This is a genomic window from Candidatus Woesearchaeota archaeon, assembly GCA_003695435.1.
GTDB lineage: Archaea > Nanobdellota > Nanobdellia > Woesearchaeales > UBA11576 > J101.
Genome location: RFJL01000048.1, coordinates 1 through 23,542, shown reverse-complemented (window position 1 = coordinate 23,542; position 23,542 = coordinate 1). Strand labels below are relative to the sequence as shown.

21 protein-coding genes are annotated in these 23,542 nt (G+C 40.8%); 8 read left to right on the top strand and 13 right to left on the bottom strand.

What is annotated here, in order from left to right; translation table 11 throughout:
* The 4 genes from D6774_03605 to D6774_03590 all read right to left on the bottom strand — a co-directional run.
* The coding region (locus D6774_03605; protein RME77725.1) for a hypothetical protein at positions 1-210 on the bottom strand (210 nt) is incomplete at its 3' end.
* Between the two features lie 34 nt (positions 211-244).
* Entirely contained in the window at positions 245-985 is a 741-nt protein-coding gene (gene pcn, locus D6774_03600) for a proliferating cell nuclear antigen (pcna) (GenBank protein RME77724.1), read from the bottom strand.
* A 100-nt stretch (positions 986-1,085) separates the two neighbouring features.
* Positions 1,086-2,228, bottom strand: coding sequence for an AAA family ATPase (locus D6774_03595; GenBank protein ID RME77723.1), 1,143 nt, complete (start codon positions 2,226-2,228; stop codon positions 1,086-1,088).
* Positions 2,229-2,282: 54 nt separating this feature from the next.
* Positions 2,283-3,428, bottom strand: coding sequence for an aminopeptidase P family protein (locus D6774_03590; GenBank protein RME77722.1), 1,146 nt, complete (start codon positions 3,426-3,428; stop codon positions 2,283-2,285).
* Here D6774_03590 and D6774_03585 point away from each other — a divergent pair.
* Positions 3,339-4,529: an insulinase family protein gene (locus D6774_03585; protein ID RME77721.1), complete on the top strand. Its 1,191-nt coding sequence runs from the start codon at positions 3,339-3,341 to the stop codon at positions 4,527-4,529. The genes D6774_03590 and D6774_03585 overlap by 90 nt on opposite strands.
* Positions 4,530-4,544: 15 nt before the next feature.
* Here the strand turns inward: D6774_03585 and D6774_03580 are convergent, their stop codons facing one another.
* Both D6774_03580 and D6774_03575 read right to left on the bottom strand, forming a co-directional pair.
* A complete protein-coding gene (locus tag D6774_03580) occupies positions 4,545-5,693 on the bottom strand; it encodes a tyrosine--tRNA ligase (GenBank protein RME77720.1) in 1,149 nt (382 codons plus the stop codon).
* 23 nt (positions 5,694-5,716) lie between these two features.
* Positions 5,717-6,727: a 3-deoxy-7-phosphoheptulonate synthase gene (locus D6774_03575; GenBank protein ID RME77719.1), complete on the bottom strand. Its 1,011-nt coding sequence runs from the start codon at positions 6,725-6,727 to the stop codon at positions 5,717-5,719.
* A gap of 111 nt (positions 6,728-6,838) precedes the next feature.
* Between D6774_03575 and D6774_03570 the strand changes: the two genes are divergently transcribed.
* Both D6774_03570 and D6774_03565 read left to right on the top strand, forming a co-directional pair.
* Complete coding sequence (locus tag D6774_03570) at positions 6,839-7,099, top strand: hypothetical protein (GenBank protein RME77718.1); 261 nt, start codon at positions 6,839-6,841, stop codon at positions 7,097-7,099.
* Positions 7,100-7,134: 35 nt separating this feature from the next.
* Positions 7,135-8,094 (top strand): replication factor C small subunit, encoded by a 960-nt coding sequence (locus D6774_03565; GenBank protein ID RME77717.1) that lies wholly within the window; start codon positions 7,135-7,137, stop codon positions 8,092-8,094.
* A gap of 122 nt (positions 8,095-8,216) precedes the next feature.
* Here the strand turns inward: D6774_03565 and D6774_03560 are convergent, their stop codons facing one another.
* The 5 genes from D6774_03560 to D6774_03540 all read right to left on the bottom strand — a co-directional run bounded on the left by D6774_03560 (position 8,217) and on the right by D6774_03540 (position 15,152).
* A complete protein-coding gene (locus D6774_03560) occupies positions 8,217-9,134 on the bottom strand; it encodes a hypothetical protein (protein RME77716.1) in 918 nt (305 codons plus the stop codon).
* A gap of 43 nt (positions 9,135-9,177) precedes the next feature.
* Positions 9,178-10,083, bottom strand: a complete 906-nt coding sequence (locus D6774_03555) for a hypothetical protein (GenBank protein RME77715.1) — start codon at positions 10,081-10,083, stop codon at positions 9,178-9,180.
* An 85-nt stretch (positions 10,084-10,168) separates the two neighbouring features.
* On the bottom strand, positions 10,169-11,389 hold the full coding sequence (locus D6774_03550; GenBank protein RME77714.1) for a hypothetical protein: 1,221 nt from the start codon (positions 11,387-11,389) through the stop codon (positions 10,169-10,171).
* Positions 11,390-11,589: 200 nt separating this feature from the next.
* Positions 11,590-13,965 carry a hypothetical protein gene (locus D6774_03545; protein RME77713.1) on the bottom strand — a complete coding sequence of 792 codons (2,376 nt, stop codon included), beginning with the start codon at positions 13,963-13,965 and terminating at the stop codon, positions 11,590-11,592.
* A gap of 5 nt (positions 13,966-13,970) precedes the next feature.
* Entirely contained in the window at positions 13,971-15,152 is a 1,182-nt protein-coding gene (locus D6774_03540) for a hypothetical protein (protein RME77712.1), read from the bottom strand.
* A gap of 4 nt (positions 15,153-15,156) precedes the next feature.
* Here D6774_03540 and D6774_03535 point away from each other — a divergent pair, with 4 nt between their 5' ends.
* Positions 15,157-16,230, top strand: a complete 1,074-nt coding sequence (locus D6774_03535) for an mRNA surveillance protein pelota (protein ID RME77711.1) — start codon at positions 15,157-15,159, stop codon at positions 16,228-16,230.
* Here D6774_03535 and D6774_03530 read toward each other — a convergent pair.
* Together D6774_03530 and pta are read right to left on the bottom strand one after the other, a co-directional pair.
* Entirely contained in the window at positions 16,210-17,262 is a 1,053-nt protein-coding gene (locus tag D6774_03530; GenBank protein RME77710.1) for a hypothetical protein, read from the bottom strand. The two genes, D6774_03535 and D6774_03530, sit on opposite strands and share 21 nt — an antisense overlap.
* Positions 17,259-18,212: a phosphate acetyltransferase gene (gene pta / locus D6774_03525; protein ID RME77709.1), complete on the bottom strand. Its 954-nt coding sequence runs from the start codon at positions 18,210-18,212 to the stop codon at positions 17,259-17,261. Before pta ends, D6774_03530 begins: the two co-directional genes overlap by 4 nt.
* 170 nt (positions 18,213-18,382) lie before the next feature.
* Here pta and D6774_03520 point away from each other — a divergent pair, with 170 nt between their 5' ends.
* From D6774_03520 to D6774_03505, 4 genes are all read left to right on the top strand, one after another.
* Positions 18,383-19,198 (top strand): hypothetical protein, encoded by an 816-nt coding sequence (locus tag D6774_03520; protein ID RME77708.1) that lies wholly within the window; start codon positions 18,383-18,385, stop codon positions 19,196-19,198.
* Between the two features lie 32 nt (positions 19,199-19,230).
* Positions 19,231-20,739: a phenylalanine--tRNA ligase subunit alpha gene (locus tag D6774_03515; GenBank protein ID RME77707.1), complete on the top strand. Its 1,509-nt coding sequence runs from the start codon at positions 19,231-19,233 to the stop codon at positions 20,737-20,739.
* 149 nt (positions 20,740-20,888) lie between these two features.
* Complete coding sequence (locus D6774_03510) at positions 20,889-22,571, top strand: phenylalanine--tRNA ligase subunit beta (GenBank protein RME77706.1); 1,683 nt, start codon at positions 20,889-20,891, stop codon at positions 22,569-22,571.
* Complete coding sequence (locus D6774_03505; GenBank protein ID RME77705.1) at positions 22,559-23,266, top strand: hypothetical protein; 708 nt, start codon at positions 22,559-22,561, stop codon at positions 23,264-23,266. Before D6774_03510 ends, D6774_03505 begins: the two co-directional genes overlap by 13 nt.
* Positions 23,267-23,542 lie beyond the last annotated feature (276 nt).

The following is a 23,542-nucleotide window of genomic DNA, read 5'->3' as shown; positions in this document are numbered from 1 at the left end:
TGATAAGGGCACTGCAAATGCTTTCTCGTTAAGTGCGGGATTTGACGTTCTCATAAGATAATCATAGGTAAAGGGATTTAAAAAATGGTATGTTTTTATGATGTGTTTTTTTGAGACGGCACCAAAGGCATTCATTCCAACTTTATCAGAAACAAAAATGCGAACGTTGCAGGCGGTAATGGAGCGCGGACCACCCCCAAACCTGATCACGTCCTAAAGACTATTCTGTTACCGTTTCTTTTAATTAATCATTCTCAACTCTTGGTGCGAGAATGAAACTCATAGAAAGTTTGTCAAGCGAAGAATAATCAAGTCTTAGTGGATAATCCTTGTTGAATTGAATTTGTACTTTGTCTGTGAGTTTAGATGCGGTGATCATCTTTTTGAGGTATTCAATGGAGTACTTTGCACGGACTTCTTCACTATCTGTTGTGATTTTAGTCTGATCATCCGCGGGGATTTCAACATCTGCTCTGTTGAGATCTTCTTCTGCTTGGAGAATGAATGCTTGAGGAGTTGCAATAAAGGATACTGATTCTGCTACGATATCTGCGTCTTGTATCGCGTCATTGAGCAATGAGCAGTCAGTTACAATGGTAGTGGGAAAACTCAGATCTGGGATGCGTTGTGCTGATCCCTCTTTATCAAGGATAGGTAAGTAGAATGTTCTTTTCGTATTGGATTTGAGTGTAAGTTTGAGCTTTTGATCCTCTACCTCCATAGTGAGCACATCCGTTGCTTTTGCTCGTTTAAGGACTTGCTTGAATGCGGGAAGATTGATGGAAAGATCAAGCTCTCCTTCAACCTTGTACTCTGTAAATGCAGATCCTAGGAGTTTGAAGATGACCATTGCAACATTTGCAGGATCCATTGCAACAAGTTCAACTGCTGTTGGAGTTACCTTAAAACTTGCTTCGTTTACCAAATCAGAAATGATAGAAACAGAATCGGTGAGGTATTTTGTTTCAGCAAGTGTTAGTTTCATAGGACTTCTACCCTCTCAACGTGTTTAAATACTTTTCTACGCAAACAACGTAGCTTTTGCGAATTACGAAGAAAAGAAGCGAAATACACTACTTCTGGAGTTATCCAAACATTTTCAAATAGTCTGAGTCACGCGCTTCTTCTCGCCTGACCTTTTCAACCGCACTTTCAAAATCCTTTTTAGTAACTCGCGTCCTGTTAGCGCGAATTGCAAAATAACCTGCCTCAGTACAAACAGCTTTAATCTCTGCTCCTGAAAATCCTTCTAAACGTTTTGCAAAGGAGTCGATGTTAAAACGCTTGTCAATTTTCATTTTCTTCGTGTGGATTTTGAAAATTTGTTTGATTCCTTCAATGTCTGGCTCTCCTACGTAGATGAGTCTGTCAAGTCTTCCTGGGCGCATTACCGCAGGGTCAAGAATATCTTTTCTATTCGTACACCCAATAATTTTAACATTCCCCAGGTTTTTGAAACCGTCAACTTCTGCTAAGAATTGCATAAACGTTCTTTGTACCTCTCGTTCCCCAGATGTTCCTATTTCAATTCGCTTTGCTGCAAGAGCATCAATCTCGTCAATGAAAATGATTGCAGGTGCGTTTTCGCGTGCAAGTTGGAAGATGTCCTTGATAAGTTTTGCTCCTTCTCCAATGAATTTTTGAACAAGTTCTGACCCCACAACTTCAATAAATGTTGAGTTTGTTGCAGCCGCAACTGCTTTTGCAAGAGTTGTTTTTCCCGTTCCAGGAGGACCATGAAGGAGTACTCCTTTGGGTGGTTGGATTCCTACTTTTTCAAAGAGTTCGGGTTTCGTAAGAGGTAGTTCAACAACCTCTCTGATTTCATTGATTTCCTCATCAAGTCCTCCGATGTCTTTCCAGGAAATAGTGGGTTTTTCAATAATAACAAATTTATCAACGCTAAAAGTCTTTGTCTGTTGGATTTTTCTAATGATGGTGAGGTTTTTTTGTTCAACAAGAACGGTATCTCCTGCACTGATATCGTCTGCTTCAGGGCCCACCATAACAAAGAACTCATTTCCATTGTTAAGTTTGAGCAAGGCGTGTTCTCCCATGACCTCTTTTACTTCTGCAACGAGTAAGGGAGGTTGTTGGAATTTTGAAATCTCTCTTTTTAGATGCGCAACGGTTTCTTTGAGGATGCGGTTTTCATCCTCTAATTGTTGGATGTCCGATGCGTAACCGTTGATGATGTTGTTGAGAATGTCTTTATCTTCCGCAGGCATTGGTGCAGTAAAGAGAAGTTTGTTTATAAATATTGTTGTGTGACTCTTGAAGAACTACTTGATGATAAGCAATTGCCTTCCAAGAGATGAGAGGCGTTGAGGACCATCTTTACGCATGACATAATCATCTTCAATACGGATGCCATACTTTCCCTCCTCATAAATACCTGGCTCTATGGTAAACACCTCTCCTTCAAGAACCTCATCTTTGCGAGATTCGTGAAGATGAACTCCTTCATGAACATCAAGGCCTAAACCATGTCCAAGGCTGTGAATAAATAATTTTTTGAGCTCTCCAAGAACTTCTCTTGCCCGAGCATCTGCTTTTGCCGCGTTTTTTGAAGATTGTAGCTGTTTTACCGCCTCTTCATGAGCTTGAAGAACTTTAAAGTAGCGCTCCACCTCTTTTTTTGATGGCTCTCCTAGGTAAATTGTTCGCGTGATATCTGCGCAATAGCCTTGATACTTTACACCAAAATCAATCACACAAAACCCTTTTGCAAGCTTCGTTTTTTTAGGCTCATAGTGTGCTTGGGATGCGTTTTTTCCTGATGCAACGATGGGGTTATAGGCAAGTGCGCAATCACGTTTAATTGCTTCTACGTGCATGAATCGTGCGACGTCTTGCTCAGTCTTGAAATTTTTGAAATGAAAGAAGGTTTTTATGAAGATATCTTCTGTTATTGCAATTGCTTTCTTAATTTTTGCAATCTCTTGAGGCGTTTTGGATCTTCTTTTTTGCGCCAACTCTTTTGAGACATCAACAAGCGTTGCTCCTGCGAATAATTTCTTTTGTAAGAGCGTGGTATTTGCAAAATCTATTCCAATGCGTTTTCCCTTAAATTTCTCAAATTCATTTTTGAATAATTTCACGCGAAGCGGTGAATTCTTTTTTGCTTTTTCAAGTTCTAACTCCCACGTGTAGAGCACAGCAGATGATTTCTTTATGACCACCGCGCCAACCACGCCAACTCCTGCATGATAGAGGTAATTCGCATCTGGTTTCTCCCTTGTGTTGTGTAGAACAATCGCATCAAGTTTTTTTGCTCTGAGCACCTCTTTCATAGAATAAACACAAGCAATATATAGTATATAAAAGTAGTGAGTGGTATGGTTCGCATCACCACTCTTCCTAACGGCCTTGCACTCATTCTTGAAAAGAAAAAGAGTAACAGTGTGACCATTCAAGTAAGCGTGCATATGGGATCGAACTTTGAGCGTTCGGATCAAGCAGGAATATCCCACTTCGTAGAACACCTTATCTTTGAAGGAACCACTACGCGAAGCGCAAAAGAAATAGCTACAAGTATTGAGAATACGGGTGGTGAATTTAATGCATTTACCACCAATGAATACACTGCGTTTCATATCCGCGTACCAACACAACATAAAAAACTTGCAATAGAAATACTTCTCGACATCGTCGAGAACAGCGTATTTGAAAGCAAACGTGTTGAGAAGGAACGTAAAGTCATTTTAGAGGAGCTTAAACTTATGCGTGATGAACCAACTACAGAGCAGTGGAGGTTTTTTCTTGAACAACTCTTCAAAGATCATCCTGCTGCTCGCCCCATCATAGGCTATGAAAAAACAGTAAAATCAATTACTCGAAGACAGCTAATTAACTTTTACCGCAAGTACTATGTTCCCAAAAACATGGTCATTAGTGCTGTGGGAGATGTAAGTGCAAGAGATTTTGCAGGATTCAAAAGACTCAAAGGCGAAGAGATTAAACACCATTTACCCCCAATTCCTGTGAACAAAGCGCGCTGTGCAAATAAGAAACGACTCGTACAACAAACATATTATGTTCGGGGCTGGCCAGTGTGTGGTTTTGATAACCCAGATCGCTACGCTCTTGACGTGCTCTGTGCAGTCCTTAACAAAGGCCTTTCAGGAAGACTCATTGAAACCCTAAGAAATGAGCGCGGTCTTGCCTATACTGTTGGAGCAACGTACGAGCCAAAATCTTGTTATGGGGTCTTTGCGCTTTACATCACGTGTACCAAGAAAAACCTTAAACAAGTAAAAGAACTTATGAGCAAAGAGATTGAACAACTTGAGAACATTCCTCTTTGCGAGCTTGAAGAAGCAAAGAGCTATCTTATCGGTAAGAACGAACTTGAAATGGAAGACCCTCTTGAGCGTTGCGATTCTCTTGCGGAGAGTTACTTCATGAAAGCACCCGCACTTGATGCACACTATGCAAAGAAGATAAACAAGGTGAGCTTAGCAGATCTTGAACGCGTGCGTAAAAAATACCTGATGCAAGGCGCTACAGAAGTGAGTATCAACGGATAAGCACTCTAAGAAGTATCAACGTGTAATCGTGAGTTGATCCATTGCTTCTTTGAGCGCCTTATTCTTTTGCGAAGAGAATCTTCTTCTCGCGGGTTCAAGCAAGGTTATGAGTGCTTGAGCAACACCTGTTTTAAGATCAAGAGGATGTAGATCTCCACGCTCAAAGGATTTCTCAATCTCATCGTAGGTTTTGAACGTAACAGGTCCTCCGAATTTCTCAGGGCGATCAATAGTAAGTTCAAACTCAGGGTTTCTGAAGAGCAAATGTTTTGCCCAGTCAAGAACGGGATTAAACTTCACAGAATCCGCAGGGCAAAATGCGTTTTTGATTTTTTTCATTATTTCTTCAGGAGTATCATGAATGTATACCGCAGATCCTTCTACTGATTTGCTCATTTTCATCTCCGATCGTAATTCTTTGAGTTCATCCTCATTTTTAATCGGCCATTTGGGAGGTTTGTTCAAACCAAGAATGAGGTGGTGGTGGAGTGCTATGGGTTTGTATTTCTTGTCGTTTTTATCTTTGAGTGGTTTGATGGTTATTTTTTGTGCAACTTCTCTTGCAACAACTTGTGCTTTTCTCTGGTCAAGCCCTGCATGAGCAATGTTTGCTTGAAGCTCAAAAACATCTGCTACTTGCATAGGTGCATATAGTAGCCCCGCAAGAGGTACGTTTTCTCCTTCTTTTCTTCCCATGATGGTGATTGCGCGAAGAGCTCTGTTAAGAGTCATGTTCTTTGCAATTTCAATTGTTTGCAACCAGTACTCATCATTGTTGTGATAGAGTTCATCACCTTCCACAAAGGTAACGTTTTCAGGATCACCACCCATTACTTCGATGCCTGCTTTAATTCCTTCTTTGAAATACTCTGCAGCGTTGCGAATGGTGTTAAGATCTCCTCCGAGTTTATTGTTAATCCATGCATGCCATGTTGCAAGGTACACCGTACAAGAAACCCCCGCTTTTTGTAAGTCTGCAATCTTAGCACCAGACATCAAGCCCGTTCCCAAGTGTACTTTTCCGGAAACTTCAAATCCTATGTAGTGTTTTAGAGGAACTCCTTGCTTGATGAGCTCTTTGAGTTCTTCAACGCCGAGCACTTCTTCTGTTTCTCGTGTTATGAGTTTGATGCGTTCTTCGGGGGTGAGGTTGTAAGATTTCATGGTGTTTCTTAGTGATGTGTTGTTTATAACTGTTTGTACAGGTCAAGAATGAGTTGTTGTGTTTCCTCCCAGCCAAGACAGGCATCAGTAATGGAAATACCTCCCAGATCGAGATCTTTTGTTGTTGTAATATCTTGTTTTCCCTCTTTGAGAAAACTCTCCACCATAAAGCCTTTTATTTCTTTTATTCCGTATTCTCTTATGCGCATGATGCTTCCTGGTTGTGTTCTGGGATCTTTTTTGCCATCTCTTAATGAATTGTCATGAGAAACATCTACAATGATCGCAGGATTTTTTGTTTTTTCACGAAGTAGTTTTAGTGCAAGTTCAAGTTCTTCTTTTGATGTGTTACTCTTTCCCGAACCCCCCCTAAGAACAAGGTGTGCGTAGGGGTTTCCTTTGGATGAGATTTGCTTATCTCGATAGAAGAAAACGTGAGGATGTTGTGCTGCAATAACGTTGTTCACCCCTATTTCTATGGAACCGCTGGTAGGGTTTTTCAATCCGACAGGAAGTGAGATCATGCTTGCATAGCATCGGTGTTGCATGCTCTCTGCGGATCTTGCGCCAATTGCAACATAGGAGAGAAGATCCAGCGTGTAATCTGTGAGTTCTGGGAACACCGCTTCATCAGCAAGTGGCAAGTCAAATTCTAAAAGGTCTAAAAAGAGTTTTCTCACGTGAGCAATTCCCTCGTCAAGATCCTCCTCTCCTTGAGGGTTTTTTTGAAATACTGGTCCTTTCCACCCGATGGTTGTTCTTGGTTTTTGAGTGTAGGTGCGAAGTACAATCTTTATCTTATCCCCTACTTCTTGCGAAATGCTACTAAGTCTTCTTGCGTAGGACATCACCGCCCCATCAGGCCATGCAGAACAAGGACCTATGATGAGAAGAACTCTCTTATCCTTTCCTGCAATAATGTTCTTTATTTCTTGACGGTGTTCTTTGATGCGCTGAGCTCTCTCTGCTGAGAGCGGATGTGCTCTTATGACTTCTTGAGGTGTTGCCAGCGTTTTCTCAATCGTAAAACTCATAATACCTCCAACTCTGCACCACCTATATAAAACTTCATACGGCGTGTTAATTGCGTTGTCATCGCAAGAGACTACGAAACATTTAAATACCTCATTTGTGTTGGTTTCACAATGGACGACGATAGGATATTTGCACGATCACTCATCGGGAAAACAGTTGTTTCTAAAACAGGTAAGCGTTTTGGTGAAGTGGGGGACATTGTTTTTGAAACAAAATCAGGAGAACTTATCCACATCATCCTTACTAACCCTACATCCTATTCAGCACACCTTGAATTAGAAAAAGACAAATCGGGAAACATCCTTATTCCTTATTCAAGCGTTATCGCAGTTGGAGACTTTCTTGTCATTGCTGAAGAAGACATTCTATAGGTACTTTTTTATACCCTTCTTTGTTTTTAGATTCAATGAGCGATTCATCTATCTGGACTGAGAAGTATCGTCCGAAAACATTTGACGAAGTTCGTGGACAAGAAGAGATTGTAAAACGTGTGCGGGCATTTGTTGAACAACAAAACATGCCCCACCTACTTTTTTCAGGTCCTGCAGGCGTAGGAAAAACAACACTTTCCCTGGTCATTGCAAGAGAACTTTTTGGCGATGATTGGCATCATAACTTCTTAGAGCTTAACGCATCAGATGAGCGAGGAATTGACATCATCAGAAACAAGGTGAAGGATTTTGCAAGAACTCGCGCACTTGGTGATGTTCCGTTTAAGATCATCTATCTTGATGAGTGCGATGCGCTTACACGTGAAGCACAGCAAGCACTTAGACGAACCATGGAGAACTATACGAAAACCACACGGTTCATCTTATCATGCAATTATTCATCTAAGATCATTGACCCTATTCAATCACGGTGCGCAATTTTTAGGTTTAAACCGCTCTCAAAAGAGGATATCCTCCAACTTATTGATCACATCGTTCAACAAGAAAACATCACCATAACTGACGCTGCAAAAGAAGCGCTTTTTGAGGTTTCCGAAGGTGATTGTAGACGTGTTGAGAATGTTTTGCAGTCAAGTGCAGCAATTACTGATAACATTACTGATGAAACTATTTTTGCTCTTGCTTCTGTTGCTAAACCAAAAGAAGTAAAAGAAATGCTTTCAAGTGCTCTTGAAGGAGATTTTCTTAGTGCGCGAAAACAACTTCTTGACACCATGCTCAACTACGGACTCTCCGGTCTTGACATTATTAAACAAATTCAACGTGCGATTTACGATCTTGAAATTGATGGCAGATCCAAAATGGAGCTTATTGCAGCGTGTGGCGAAGCTGAGTTCAGACTCTCTGAAGGAAGCGATGATTACGTGCAATTAGAAGCATTGTTAGCACAAGTAGCGCTCAAAGGGTCTCAATAAAAGAATTCTTGTTACTATTCCAACTCACCAGAAAGCACTACTTAAGAACTATTTGTAAGAACTACTTAAACTTTTGAAAAAAAGTGAGAAGAGAATTTAAAAAAATTAACGGCGAGTTGTTTCTACCCGATGTGTTTTACTCTGAGTTGCTTGCTCACTGAGGTTCTATAATCGTAGTCAATAGTGATTTCAGCTAAGCTCTCAAAGTCTGAAGGATTGTTTACTGTTTGTGTACAGCGAATCTCCCTCTCGCCATTGAGTAGTTGAACTGTTCCTGTGTAGGTTGATCCTGATGCTGACCCATCAGAAATTCCTGAACAGGAAAGCGTTCCTGAAATCCCTGTGTCAATAGTTACTTTGACTTTGTTTCTCTTTGAGAACTCATCTGAGCAATCAGAACCAAGAGCGTGAACACTTCCAGATCCGACGTGGCGAATGGTAAAGACGAAGCTAATCTTATCGCTTGATGCTGCGCTTTCAACAAAATTCACCACTTTAACAGGCGCTCCTGATGCGTCAACATCTTTTGATTCTGAAATCTCGCAAAGCTTATCTGCGCGACCCTGCGTTCCTAAGATATCTTCTAGAACGCATAAATTAGCATTTGCTTTTGAAGAGTATTGGTAACACAGATCTGCTTTGAGATTATACGTAACTGCTCCTGAGATCTCTCTTGAATGCTCAAAAGATCCTCCTTGCGGGAAATCAACAGTTACTTTAGCCCCTTCAATACGCGTTCCTGATGCATCAACTTGAGCAGCTCTTAGCTCTTCTGATGGTTTTTGCGTCATCGCAGCTGCAGTTGTTGAGAAGAGAGCGGGGTCAATTCCTGTAAGCGTAACTCTGTACTCCCCGGCAGCAACATCATCATCTCCTTTATTCTCAATGAGAACTGATGCTCCAAAGGGTTGTCCTTTGTCTACGACTTCATCAGGTGGTGCTCCTGGAACAAAGGAAATAACGAGACCTTGATCTCCTCCATAAAACTGGGAACTAACGCTTGCCGCGTTTGGATCTTGTTGCTCCTGCTGGCAACCCATAAGGAAGACCAGCACCACTAATAGTATGAGTAATTTTTTCATCTTAACCTCCAATATTTACGATTTCCACTTTTTGTGCTACTGCTGTTTTATAGCCATATCTGAATCTGAGTTGCATGGGTGTTTCGTATGCAGAACCGGTAAACTGCGAAACACTACAGAAAATAGTTGCTTTTCCATCAACAAGTCTTATAGGATTTTCAGGTTTGCAATCCATGCTCTTGCCACCTACATTTGCCTCTACTAATTCGATTTTGTTGAGATCTGAAAACTGTAAACTTGAAGGGCAAGAGGATATCTTGTCTGCTTCAAAAACGGTTCCTCCGCCAACGTTTGAGAGGTGAATTCTAAAGAAAATATCTGTTGGCGTGGTTTCTTGTTCAATACTTGTTACTGCGATGGGGGCTCCTTGTGATCCTCCCGTGTTAATGTTTCCCGAGGTACAGGACTTATCTTGCAGGGTGTCAAAAGGATTTGGATCAATACAGACAATAGGGTTTGCAATTGTTTCGTATTGATAGCAAGCAGTTACGAGAAGATTTGGAGAGTATGACTGCGTTCCTGGAGGAAGAACAATATTTGAAGATGTCCACTCAACAATTTCAAGATCGCCATCGGGGTTGAACGCGTTTTTCCCCTCAAGACTCACTCTTTGAGGTGTTGAAGGAATCCCTGAAATAATACGAGTATCAAACCCTGAGAGGTAAATGTTGGCATTAGAAACATCATACACTCCTTTGTTTGTTACTTGTGCAACAACGCTAAGTGGCGTTGAAGTGTAGATCCTACTAGGTGGCTGGTCTTTTAATATCTCTATTTCAAGTCCTTGTGTTCCTGTGGCTTGAAACGAAAGAGCAGAATCAGGAGAATCGGATCCTTTTTGCGCTCCTGAACACCCTACAAGCAATACTAATAATGATACTATTATAATAAGCGTTTTTGACGCCATGACATACCTCTTTTAAAGAAGTCTACACTTTCTGCATTTATATATGTTGTGTATGATTTGTTCTTCTGCGCCCTTTCTTAGAAGCCTATTTTGGAAGGCAACAACTATTTGTCGCTGCGTCGGGACACAGGTTAGGAACGCACTTAGAGCCTTGTGTTTTTGGCATGCATGAAAAACCTTGTGCGCCATAATCTCGAGTGCACTCTGAAATGCAACGTCCATCATGACATACGAGATTATCTCCACAGCTCACACCATTAGGTTCACTGCGACAATCAACAGAACCTTTTTGCGAGCCTGTTTGGCTGTTTGCCTGTTCGAACGTAAGCGGAATTGAACCACTACACTCAGGAACGTCTACTCCGAACGGTTTTACAACACTTACCGTTTTAAGCGCACTTTTCGCAACACTATACTTAAGCGTGATTGCCACGGGCGTAGTATATGCCGAAGCTGCTGATTCAAGGTTGAACGTGCAAGAAGCAATGGCACGCCCTTGTTCAAGGGTTACGAGTTGAGGATCACACCTTTGCCCGGCTATGCTCATCTCAACCACAATTTTTCCTCTCTCCTTAACATCATTACACTGCGTTTCAAAAAAAGCAGGAGAATACACTTCCTCATCTTTGTTAAGGTGTTCTATTTGTGCGCGTACTGTGATTTGAGCTGCACCCTTGAAAAAGGAAACACTAGGGGTGATCTGGGTAACCCCTACGGGTCCTCCTTGTCCTCCCGATAACGTTATTGGTCTTGATACGCAATCACCTTGGTTTTGCTGATTGGGATCAGGATCTATGCAGATCTCTGCTGAAGCAATGCTTTGATAGGGGTAGCACGCAGTTATTCTAAAATTAGCCGTTTGATTAGCGATCTGTCCCGTGGCAACTGCAGGGAAGCATTCCGCTCTTGCATCAAAAATAATTTGGGTTCGTTCACCTTCTGAGCGGTATGCTGATCTGCCCAGTGCAGAGAATGATTTTTTCGTCTCTGAAAACGTATATGCTGTGCTCTCAAACCCAGATACCACAAGCAACCCTTCTTCAATGTCATATGCACCGTTGTTTTGTAACACCACACCGATATTAAACGGCTCATTAATGTAGATTTGATCAGGCGGGAGACCCTGCAAAAAAGCAAATTCAAGGGAAGACACTCCTGTTCTGAACTGCGTATTTGCATTCAAATCCCCTATGTTTGTCTTGCCTGAAAAAACAGATGATGCTGGGGTACAAGAAGTGATAAGAAATAGAGCTATGAGAAGGAGTGTTGAGGTTTTCATCATTTTCAAAACAGTGTTTGCATTCATAAATGTATACCTTTGGGTTCAGGATTTTTATTAGGTGTTTTTGGTTTTTCTGCTTTTTTGTGAGTTTTGCCTAGGATGTTTCTTCTCTGTGGTACGTGAAGGATGATATGGGCTTGGTTTATGTTGCCTTATGTTGCTTTGTGTTACTTTGTGTGCTTTGTGTTGTTTTGCATTATTTAGTACTGCTCCCTTGTGCTGTTCTATGCTCCTGCACTGTTTACCTTATCAACATAAGCCACAAATTCAGGATCGCAACTCAATCCGTTGTATGCACGTAACGCCGCGTCCCAACCACGGTATGCCAAGTAGAGTTCATAGGCAGGTTTGTCCGGAGTACAACCAGCAGAGCGCAGGGCGGATTCAGGAATGCCATCCTTATACCTATCATAATTCATACGCAGCAAGTTAAGACCTGCTGCGATGTTACACTCAGGCTCAATTACTGTTTTTCCAATACATTCTTTCACATCACAAATAGATCCTGTTCTCCGTGCAGATACATCAAAGCATGCAGGATGTGCCTTTGCATTAATTTGCATATACCCGTAATCACAACTTGTAGGGTTTTGATTAGTTCTTACTGAGCCATCTGGGTTTGTATGCCTAAAACTTGATTCTGCTTGTACGAGGTTGAGTGCTACTTGTTGAGGTATTTTTAGTTCTGATGCTATTGAGAGTACCACTGCTTTTGCTTGTTCTGGTGTAAGAGATGATTGAGGGGTTACTTTTTTACAGGAAAGAAAATCACCCGCCTCAAGATTTTGTGCATTCTGCGTTGTTTCTTCGAAAGAACATTCTTTGCAAGTAATTGTTGTTCTGTGTTCTTCTTGAATTTCGTAATTGAACTGAACTGTCGCTACAAATGTTTTGGGGTTAGGAACTGCGTATCCTTGAGAGAGCACTGCACCAATATCAGATACTTCAAGTGTGCAAGAGGGTAATTGTAATTGCATGGCTCTTTTAATTTCTGGAAATGTTGCGCGTTTTTTATCAATCTCTTCTGGTTTGAGAATGAGAAAACCATTTGATTCTTCCCATGCTGAACACCCTGTTGTTGATGGCGAAAACCCTGGGGGAATTGCAAGCGCCACTCCTTGTATATCTGTTATTCTCCCATCCAGAGTGTTTTCAAGAGCAAGTGCTACACGCAAACGATCTCCTTGCTCAACTCCCACAAGAGGCAATGGATTTGTTGAGATGATTAACAACAAGGGACCCGGATCTGAAAGAGAAACTGATTCTCTTGGTAGCCCTTCAAATAATGAGAGCATTGCATTTCTCACATCCGCGTCTTGATCAAGTGTTATACCTGTTTCAAGAGAGTATGATTTGAGTAGTGCTTTGAGTTGGTCTTCTTTAATGAAATTATTCGTAAGTCTTGAGTCTGTTCGCAGATTTTGTGCTTCTGCTTCAATGTATGTTATCCAAGTGTCTTTTTCTTTTTGAATTTTGGGTGTCGTGTAACAGGTAACTTCCTCAATGAAACTTTCTTCTTGAATGATTTGAGATGGGACTATTTCTTGTTGTTTTGAGAGAGGAAGCTCTTTATACCCTGAGCCAAGTGGGAAGTCCGTAATTGTTCCTGCATAGCACGACAGTTCCACATCAAAAGGTTCGTTGTTAAAGCCATGTATTCTTGTTGAAATCTCAAGCGGTTCTCCTTGTTGAGCTCTTCTAGGATTGGGTAGTAGAGGTGGTTGAAACTCAATACCTGCAAAGCTTTGTTGTGATGGATCAACTTCTCCTTTTTGATACTCACCTGATGCTTTTGCAATGTTCAAGTTAATGCGATCTATGTAGGAGTTAACTGCGTCAACAATGACGTTTGCTCCGCCCAACACGCTGTTTTGTGCTGCAAAAGCGTAATCTGCAGGATTTTGAGCGAGAAGAAAACCAAGAATGGTTGGTCCGAAAAAGAAAATAAACGCGATTACTGCAAATAACACTCCAAAGTGTATTTTTCCAACACCAATAGAAAATGAGGACGTGAAATCCATTCCGAGGCGATGAAATTTTGGAAGTGCGTAATCTTTTCTCTTTTGTGGTTCTATGCTCATCCCTTTTTCAATTTCCTTTGCAGCTGTGACAAGTTCCTTGAGTTCTTTTTGGATGGCATCAAGTTGTTTTCGCTCTGAGCTGTGGCGAAGTTCCGTTACGACATAGTAAAGAACAACTGACAAGATAAAAAAAGGAAGGATGTCAAAACCCCCCTTCATAACTTGTTGTGGTATGATCTCGAAGAGACCTACAAGTGCCCACATGCCTGTAAACACCATCATAAGTGCTGTTCCAAGAATATCTACAAAATCTCCTAAGAGGGGTGGAAGAAAACCAACCCAGTCAAATAAATCAAGAACAATTGCAAACACCAGTCCTATAAGAATACGATTCCAATTAGGAAGCTTCTTGCTCAGCTCATAACCTCTGGCTTTTTTTTCTTCAATTTGCGCATCAATTTCTTTGAGCCTTGCCTGCATGCTCGCAACATTTTGTTCGCCCACTGCTTGAACCGTGCTCTCAATTCTCTCTTCTGCTGCGCGAAGCTCATCACGTAGTGAGGATTCGTCAAATACCATTCAAGCTAATTTTCAACCACAACTTCGAGTTTAACAATCTCAAGTCGTGATTCCGGAACGATTTTAATTGCGTTGTTCCCTTCAACTAAGAAGTCGTTAATCTTCTTCTCATATATTCTTTCTTTTTGATAAAGCCCTGTTTCTCTTCCGTTGATGATGAATTTTCCTTGTTTTATTTCAAGATCATCAACAAATACCACGCGTAGAATTACATCATGTTTTAGAATTTCTTCGAAATCTTCTTCATCAATATCAAAGTAGTAAATAGGATGTACTGCATCTTTCATCTGCGTGGTGACTTTTATAAGGTCAATGAGATAATTTCCTTTGTCCGTTTTGAATACAAGCGTGTTCTCGCGTTGGCGCAAAATATCAGGATTTATTTCTACCTTTGTTCCAGATCCACAATCAGGAACTGCGGAGTACACCACTTGTGAATTAATGAGTGCTTCAAGAGTTCCAACGGTTCCAAGCGTACATTCAGGAACAAAACTCAGGGTTACTCGCTGCGCATTTGTTTTTTCTGTTGCTGAGACGATAAAAATGTTTTTAGAGAGTTGTTCTGAAACATCAGTTATGTCCGCTGTTACTTTAAACTTCTCTAGAACAAAAACATTGCTTGACCAGAATTTCGCGCCGACTGATGACGCACTTACTTCAATTGAATTTTTACCCTGCTTAAGGAAATCTTTTCTTATACGAATCGGCTCTATGTTTGCAGAAGATAGCGGACCGAAGAATACTTCTTCGCCATTAACTGCTATGCGTAGTTCTCCGCGGTACTCTCGTGCAACAAAACTTAAGAGAACGTTATTCGTGTTTTTAAGATCCTCGATAGTAAAAGTGATGTTTTCTTCTCGTTTGTTAAACCATGAATTTTTCACCACGACCTGCGGCTCCTCAACAAGTACTGCTGCGTAACGCGTCTCAAAAAGATTCACAGAAGGAATAAGATGTTCCACATCTTCTTTATCAAAGGTATCAAGAATTCCAGGATTTTCACGAAGAAGGGTCTCATTGATAGAAGAACCACCGTCTTGTTGAAGAGAGCCATCTCCTTCTAGAATATCCCTTCGTACATCTGGAGGAATGAAAAGAAGATAGAATACAATGATTAAGACAATAACAATCACCAATCCTGCAGCAGAAGTTGCTGTTGCTTGACCCTTTTTTCGCCCTCTTTTCACAAGGATGCAATGGCCAATGTTTATATATAAATGTTTCTCCTCACAAATGATGAAGATTCTCAACTCCCAGAAGACGAAAAAAACACTGCTCGTAGAACAACTTGATGACTTGTGGTACCTCTCACAAATCATTGAGCCTCATGACATTCTAAGAACAAAAACGGAGAGGAAACTCAAAATTGGAGAAGACAAAATCGTGAAGAAAACATTGGTGTTGTCTCTTGAAGTGACGAAAACCGAACTCACTCCTGAGTCCCTTCGCGTTTCAGGAATTGTGAGCGAGGGAACACAAGACGTTCCTAAGGGCGTTCATCACACGTTTTCAATCACTCAAGGATCTCGTATTGATCTTGAAAAAACGCAGTGGCTTAATTACCATGAGGAGTATCTCAATGAAGCCACTCAACCCCCAAAATCAAAACGTCTTCTTTGCGTTTTGGACAGAGATGAAGCACATTTTGCACTTCTTGGTCCGAAAGGAATTGAGCGCATAAGCGATATGAGAGGATCAGTAAATAAAAAAGGATATGATGGCCAAGCAGAGGGTGATTTTTATGCCAGCGTTGCAAAACGCATAGAGGAATATCTTGAACGATACGAAGCCCCTCTTTGCATTCTTTCAAGTCCTGCTTTCTTTAAAGATGAGGTATACAAAAAAATCTCTCAAGAACATAAAAAGCGCATCATTACCACTGCATCAAACACAGGAAACCCTCAGGCATTTAGCGAGATTCTTAAAAAAAACGAGGTGCGAAGCGCCCTTGTTGACGATGCGAACACTCAAGATCTCACCCTTATTGAACAAGTTCTTGAACGCATTGCAAAGGACGGTGCTGTAGCTTACGGATTTGAAGAAGTGCAAAACGCAGCGCAAGTTGGAGCAATTGAAACACTTCTTATTGCAAATAGTTATCTTGAACAGGCAAAAGAAGAAGGAACATTTTCTCAGCTCTATGAGCTTATGAAACAAGCATCACACATGAGAGCAAAGGTACATCTTGTGAACTCAGAAAATGATGCTGGAAAACAATTGTTGGGTCTTGGTGGTGTTGCCGCGCTACTTCGCTATAAGCTGTAGTGCTTTTCGCGCGATCATCAACTCTTCGTTCGTAGGAATGACAAATATCTTAGGAGAATTATGTTTTTTTGAAGAAATAATTGTTGCGTTTTTCTTGTTCAGCGTTTCATCAATAACAAGCCCTATTCCTTGAAGTTCATCACAAATCTTTCTTCTCACAACAGGGCTTCTCTGAGCAATACCCCCTGAGAATACGATGCCATCACAATGTTTGAGTGTTCCATAAAACATTGCAATGAACTTAGCAACATGATAACAGAAAATATCAATGCTCTCATCACCTTTTTCTATAAGTTTTTTTACATCTTTAGAACCGGAGAGTCCTTTTATGCCTGAGTTATATTCGAGTATTTCATGAAGTTCTTTTGTTGAGAGCCCTGCCTCATCAAGCAAGTAGAGTAGAACTCCTGGGTCGAGATTGCCTGGACGTGTGACCATCATCACCCCTCCCAGCGTTGAAAAATCTATTGAGACATCTTTGGGTTTACCGTTCTCAATGCATGCAATGGAACAACCCGAACCCAAGTGACAAGTAATGCAAGACACCTGATTTTTGGATTTTCCCACAACTTGCGAGAGCTCTTCAAGTAGAAATTCATGACTTATTCCATGAAAGCCTACTTTTCGAAGATTATGCTCTTTTGCAAGATCTCTTGGAAGAGGAAGTGTTGATGATTTTTTAGGAAGTTTTGAGAAAAAACCCGTATCGTAAACAGCTACTTGAGGTATGTCAAGAGGTTTGCACTCTTCTACAATTTTAAGCTCATAAGGATTGTGAAGGGGTGCGAGTGGAATTTGCTTGAGGATATTTTTTTCCACTTCAAGCGTTATGTATTCTGCGCGCGTATGTGTTCCTCCATGAACTATGCGATGCGCTATGCATTGAATTGAGTTGTGATCAAGAGATCGAAGAATTTTTTTTGCTTCACGTACAACGTCATCTGTTGAAATAGTCTTTTTTTGTACGCAACGCTCACCTTCAAAAAGTGCATATTTAAGCGAACTTGAACCCGCGTTGAAAACAAGAATCATTGTGTTGAGGTAAGTATGGTTAAGTTGACGATGTCTTGTGCGGAACAGCCTCGAGAGAGATCGTTGATTGGTTTTTTAAGACCTTGTAAGAGCGGCCCTATTGCCTTTGCATGACCTAATCGTTCAAGAAGCTTGTAGCTAATATTTCCTGAGTTAAGATCGGGAAAGATGAGAACGTTTGCATTTCCTTGTATGGGTCCTTCTTTTAGTTTTCTTTTTGCAATACTTGGAACAAGAGCAGCATCTGCTTGTAATTCCCCATCAATAAGAAGGGACGGATCTTTTTTTCTTGCTAAGAGCGCTGCTTTTCGTATGTGTTTTACTTCTGGTCCTTCATAGCTTCCTTTTGTGGAAAAGGAGAGTAGTGCAACGCGAGGGGTTATTCCTAAAGATCTTGCAGTTTGTGCGGAGTCTAGTGCAATCTCGCTTAGTGTTTTCGCATCGGGAGCTACGTTGACTGCGCAATCTGCAAAAAAATAGATTTTTTTGTTTATTTCCATGATGAACACACTTGAAACCCTATGAAACTTTTCTTTTGTGCCTATGATTTGCAATGCGGGTCGTACTAATTCCGCAGTTGTTGATGTTGCTCCTCCAATCATTGCGTCTGCAATGCCTAACTGCACCATCATCGCTCCAAAGTACTCTTTTTTGAGAAGGAGATTTTGAGCCTGTTTTTTTGTTAGTCCTTTCTTTGCACGCAGGTGTAAGAGTTCTTCAACTGCTTTTGGTCGTAGAAGAGAATCTTTGATATCAATAACAGCAACACCCTTTACCCGATATTTTTTAAGTTCTTGTTCGATGTGGTCTTTGTTGCCCACAAGAATCGGTTGCGCGTAGTTTTTAATCTCTTTAAGCGCTTGGAGAAGTCTCTTATCAGGAGCATCTGTATACACTATTTTTTTTGGATTTTTTTTCGCTTGTTTAGCAAGCCTTGCTAAGAGATCCATAAGTAGTGTATATGTGCAGACATTATAAACATTGCTAGCACTACTCCCCCTGAGTATTTACGCGTAACCATTAATGAACCGTAACACAACCGTAACATATATTAAGCAGTGGCAACAGATCATCAGTTTAAGGGTGGTAGCGAACCTCCCAGAACAAAAAGAGGTTGAACATGATTGTTAAAGAAGAATTTCTTAGTAAACTCCGACGATATTTCTCGCTAAATCTTTACGAAGTAAAGATCTGGACAGCGCTTCTCTCAAGAGGAATTGCAACTGCTGGGGAACTCTCAGACATTGCAAACGTACCACGATCACGCGCATACGACGTTCTTGAATCCCTTGAGAAAAAAGGATTTGCAGTCACCAAACTAGGAAAACCAATCAAATACATTGCAGTTCCACCTCAAGAAGTTCTCGAACGTGTCAAAAAGCACATGCAAGAAGAAGCACAAGAACGTGTAAAAAGACTTGATGAACTTAAAGGAACAGACATCCTTGAAGAACTTTGCGCTCTGCACAACCAAGGAGTTGAACTTGTTGAACCAGCAGATCTTTCAGGTTCTATTCGAGGCAGACACAACCTCTACAACCACATTGAACTTACAATTCGTAACGCTGAAGACACCGTTACTATTATGACAACAACTCAGGGCCTTATGCGAAAGTTAGAAGGCCTCAAAGGAACTCTCGAGACGCTCAAAAAAAGAGGAGTTAAAGTAAGAATCGCAGCACCTCTTACCAAAGAGTGTAAAGGAGTAATTGAAGATATTGGTGACCTTGCAGAAATTAGACATTGTGAGCACAAAGCAAGGTTTATCATCGTAGATGGTCAAGAACTTATTTTCATGGTTATGGAAGATACCGAAATTCACCCCACCTATGACGTTGGTATCTGGGTGAACACTCCTTTTTTTGCCTCCGCGCTTGAAGAACTCTTTGAGATTGCGTGGGAAAATATGAAAGAGGCTAAAGAAGTTATTAAATAGTTTTTTAAATCATTTCTTACCTTCTTTTCTTAATGAACGCATCAGAGCTTGTAAGTTACTTACACCCCTATGAGCGACGAGTACTACCATTCCTTGCAACAGTTCATAGTGTTGAAGATCTTGCAAAAGAAACAAAATTGCAAGAAGTTGAAGTTATCAGAGCACTTCAATGGCTTGAAAACAAGGGAGTAATAATACTTGAGACGAGAGAGTGTGAAGAATTCGCTCTTGCTCCCAAAGCTCAAGCATACCTTACAAAAGGACTTCCCGAAACACAATTTCTTCGTTTGCTTGAAAAACAAAGTCTCTCCTTTAGCGAATTGCAAAAAAAAATCTCAAAGGAGGAGTTTAATGTATCCTTAGGTATGCTCAAAAGGGAAGGGGCGATTCATGTTGAAAACGCACAGGTAAGCATCACTGATAAAGGTAAAAAAATTCTATTAGAGCCTAATGCGCTTGAAGAAACACTCAAAAAAATTCATGAGGGAAAACCCCTAAGTGCGCAAGATGAAAAAAACGTGAACATCCTTGTGAAGAGAGGCTTAGTAAAAGTAACTAAAAGACATCTAAAAAGAGCGCGCCTCACACCTCTTGGAAAAGAGCTTCTCAAGCAAGATCTCAAAATCTCCGAAGAACTTGTTGAGAGACTCACGCCTGAGATGTTAAAGAGTGGAAGTTGGGAAGGAAAAACATTTCGTAAATATGATATAACAATTAATGTTCCAAAAATAACAAGGGGAAAACGACACTTTGTGAATGAAGCAATAGACTATGCAAGAAAGGTTTGGTTAACGATGGGTTTCCAAGAAATGACAGGGACAATGGTTAACACCTCTTATTGGAATTTTGATGCTCTCTTCACAGCACAAGATCACCCCGTAAGAGAAATGCAAGACACCTTTTTTCTTGCAGACCCAGCAAAAGGGACTCTTCCAAAAAACTATGAAAAAGTAAAAGAAGTTCATGAAAACGGAGGAAACACACAAAGTAAAGGGTGGGGGTATACTTGGAAAGAACACGATGCACAAACAAATGTTCTTCGCACACACACCACCGTTCTCTCCGCACAAACGCTTGCAAAACTCAAACAAGAAGATCTTCCAGCAAAATTCTTTGCTGTTGGAAAAGTATTTCGTAATGAGACTGTTGATTGGTCACATCTTTTTGAGTTCAACCAATCAGAAGGAATTGTTGTTGATGAACACGTGAATTTTAGACACCTTCTTGGTTATTTGAGAAGATTCTTCACCCTTCTTGGATTTCCAAAAGCGCGTTTTAGACCTGCTTACTTTCCCTACACTGAGCCCAGTGTTGAAATTGACGTATTTCACCCCGTGCATAAGAAATGGGTTGAACTTGGAGGGGCAGGAATTTTCAGACCTGAAGTGACCACACCTCTTCTTGGAAAAGAAATCCCCGTTCTTGCTTGGGGACCCGGATTTGATAGAATCATGACAGACTATTATGAAATTACAGATCTTCGTGACCTTTACAAAAACGATCTTAAACAATTACGAGAAATAAAATCATGGATGAGGTAACACAATGACCAAAGGAATAACCATAACACTCAACGACGAATACCTCGATAAAATCATCGAGCAGCTCAATGAAATGAAAACTAACAAAAACAAAGTAATTCAACTCTTCTCAGGAGATAAAACAATAGGAGTAGCTTTCAAACACAAAGATGCCAAGCGTAAAACTCAATAGACACGTTGTTGAACAACTCATAGGAAAACAACTCTCAGAAGAAGAACTTGCCGATCGCATCTCTATGCTCGGCACAGATCTTGAAAAAATAACAGAAGATGAAATTCATGTAGAGGTCTTTCCCAACAGACCTGACATGCTCAGCGAGCAAGGTCTTTCACGAGCACTTGCAACCTTTGTTGGCGCGAAAAAAGGTCTTGCTTTTTTTTGCGTAAATCCCTCTGGAAAACAAGTCATTAAGGACTCAAGTGTAGAGAGTGTTAGACCATTTACCGCGTGTGCAATTGTAAGAGGGCTTACTTTTTCAGATGAAAAAATTCGAGAAGTTATGCAAATGCAGGAAAAACTTCATGTTACCTATGCGCGTAACAGGAAAAAACTTGCTATTGGTATTTACCCTCTTGATAAAATAACCTTTCCCATCACGTACTGCGCAAAAGATGCAAAGGACATCTCTTTTGCACCTCTTGGATATGAAAAAGTCATGAGCGCACAAGAAATTATTGAACAACACCCTGCAGGAAAAGAATACGGCCATCTTCTAGCAGGCCTTGAGAAGTATCCTCTCTTTGTTGATGCAAAGGGGGAAGTGCTATCCATGCCACCACTTATCAACTCAAACACCGTAGGAAAAGTAGAGACATCCACCAAAGATGTATTTGTTGAAGTATCCGGATTTACTTTTGAAGAGTGTTCTACGTGTCTTGCAATACTTGTCACCGCACTTCATGATATGGGAGGAACAATTGAATCTGTTGAAATCGTAAGTGATGAAGACGTGCGCACAACACCTAACCTGGAACCATCAACACTACCTCTTCAAAGAGACTATGTGAATACTCGTCTAGGTCTTGAACTCACAGAAGAAAACATACGTGAACTCTTACAAAAAATGGGTCTTGATTACGAGAATGGCATTGCAAAAATCCCTGCATATCGTGCAGACATCATGCACCCCATTGATCTTGTTGAAGATATTGCCATTGCCTACGGCTATGAGAATTTTGAGCCTGAACTTCCTGATATTGCAACAATTGCCCAAGAAGACCCCTTTGAAGTTTTCAAATCAAGAATCATTCAAATTCTTATCGGTATGCGCCTACTTGAAACAAATACCTACCACCTCACAAACAAAAAGGACCACACGCTCAAAATGAATTGTTCCTTAGAGCCCATTCCCCTTGCAAACGCACTCACAACAGAGTACAATGCACTTAGGTCGTGGATTCTTCCCAACCTTCTCAAAGTTCTTAGTGAAAACAAGCATCATGAATACCCTCAGAACCTTTTTGAAGCGGGAACCGTTTTCATTAAGGATGCTCAAGCTTCTGAAAAAGAATCAGAATTGGGTCGGACCTTCCTTCGTGAAGAGACTCGTCTTGGCGTTGTTTTGTGTTCGCCTACTGCGGACTTTACACACATCAAACAAGTGTTTGACCAAATCATGTTAGCATTAAATCTCTCCTACACTTCAAAGCCAACTGAGCATGGTAGTTTTATCCCTGGAAGAGTTGCAAGAATTGCTTGTAAGGGGAAGAACATTGCCTACTTGGGGGAGATTCATCCACAAGTGCTTAGTGCTTGGAGCATTGAGATGCCTGTTGCTGCGTTTGAGCTGAACCTCTTAGAACTGTGGAGGGTGATGACATGCGACGAGTAAAAAGAAAAGTGCGTCACGTTCTTGAAAAACAAATAACCATTGGATCATTACTTCGATCCCTTGGCGTTGCTTTGTTAGTTATTCTTTGTCTGGGTATTATCTTTGGTGTTCCCTATCAATTAGGAAAAGCAAGCGTTGATTGCGCAACGACGAGCAGTGATAAATCTGATGTATCAACAGACGCCTCATCAAAGACCTCTTCTGCTAAGAATACTAAGAATACTATGAAAGAACAAGAAAAAAATAAGCAAGAAGATAAGGTAGTAGCAGAGGAATCTCTTGGCGAGTCTGATAAGAGTTCGTCTTCACAAGAAAGCGTATCTGAAACATCTGGTTTGTCTTCTATTGATTATGATGATGTTTCCTTTTCTCTTGAAGATATTACTTTTGATAAACGCGGTGAGGATTGGGGTACTATTCGAGAAGTCAGCATTCTTATTGAAAACCAAGCAAGTGCTCCAATAGATATTGCACAGCTACGCATGAGAGTGTATGGTGACGGTGAGAGTGTTCCTGAATGGGAAGACTTTGATGTTGTTCTAGCCCCCATTGAAAAAGGAATTACGACGGTAAAAACAATACCTGTTCACTACTCTCTTACCGATATCTCTCAAGAAAAAACTCTTATCATTGAGTTAAGGGATGATGATAATAACATCATGGGGGAAATCACTCAGAGCGTTTCCCTGATTTAACTCGATTTAACTTAACTCGATTTAACTTCTTTGTTCAATTGATTCTTGATATTCTTTTGATATCGCTCTTGCTTGTTGTAGTATGTACTTGTTTTAGGGAGAATTCTTCTGAAGATAGTTTTAGACTTTTAGTCCATCAAGAAGTTCAAGCTTTTTGCTCAGTTGTGCTTTTCTTCTTATCTTCTTTATGCTTGTCTTCTTTAGGTTTATCTTCTTTAGACTGTTGTGCTTGTTCTCTTTTAGAACGAGGGCGAGGTGCTGTTTTTCGTGATTGGG

Coding starts and splice junctions, on each gene's coding strand:
- D6774_03545 (RME77713.1), bottom strand. CDS start 13,965: ATGGTATTTGACGAATCCTCACTACGTGATGAGCTTCGCGCAGCAGAA.
- D6774_03575 (RME77719.1), bottom strand. CDS start 6,727: ATGAGTTTTACGATTGAGAAAACGCTGGCAACACCTCAAGAAGTCATA.
- D6774_03530 (RME77710.1), bottom strand. CDS start 17,262: ATGATTCTTGTTTTCAACGCGGGTTCAAGTTCGCTTAAATATGCACTT.
- D6774_03550 (RME77714.1), bottom strand. CDS start 11,389: ATGAATGCAAACACTGTTTTGAAAATGATGAAAACCTCAACACTCCTT.
- D6774_03520 (RME77708.1), top strand. CDS start 18,383: ATGATTGTTAAAGAAGAATTTCTTAGTAAACTCCGACGATATTTCTCG.
- D6774_03570 (RME77718.1), top strand. CDS start 6,839: ATGGACGACGATAGGATATTTGCACGATCACTCATCGGGAAAACAGTT.
- D6774_03585 (RME77721.1), top strand. CDS start 3,339: ATGGTTCGCATCACCACTCTTCCTAACGGCCTTGCACTCATTCTTGAA.
- D6774_03535 (RME77711.1), top strand. CDS start 15,157: ATGCAATGGCCAATGTTTATATATAAATGTTTCTCCTCACAAATGATG.
- D6774_03595 (RME77723.1), bottom strand. CDS start 2,228: ATGCCTGCGGAAGATAAAGACATTCTCAACAACATCATCAACGGTTAC.
- D6774_03515 (RME77707.1), top strand. CDS start 19,231: ATGAACGCATCAGAGCTTGTAAGTTACTTACACCCCTATGAGCGACGA.
- D6774_03510 (RME77706.1), top strand. CDS start 20,889: ATGCCAAGCGTAAAACTCAATAGACACGTTGTTGAACAACTCATAGGA.
- pta (RME77709.1), bottom strand. CDS start 18,212: ATGGATCTCTTAGCAAGGCTTGCTAAACAAGCGAAAAAAAATCCAAAA.
- D6774_03555 (RME77715.1), bottom strand. CDS start 10,083: ATGGCGTCAAAAACGCTTATTATAATAGTATCATTATTAGTATTGCTT.
- D6774_03580 (RME77720.1), bottom strand. CDS start 5,693: ATGAAATCTTACAACCTCACCCCCGAAGAACGCATCAAACTCATAACA.
- D6774_03590 (RME77722.1), bottom strand. CDS start 3,428: ATGCACGCTTACTTGAATGGTCACACTGTTACTCTTTTTCTTTTCAAG.
- pcn (RME77724.1), bottom strand. CDS start 985: ATGAAACTAACACTTGCTGAAACAAAATACCTCACCGATTCTGTTTCT.
- D6774_03560 (RME77716.1), bottom strand. CDS start 9,134: ATGGGTTGCCAGCAGGAGCAACAAGATCCAAACGCGGCAAGCGTTAGT.
- D6774_03565 (RME77717.1), top strand. CDS start 7,135: ATGAGCGATTCATCTATCTGGACTGAGAAGTATCGTCCGAAAACATTT.
- D6774_03505 (RME77705.1), top strand. CDS start 22,559: ATGCGACGAGTAAAAAGAAAAGTGCGTCACGTTCTTGAAAAACAAATA.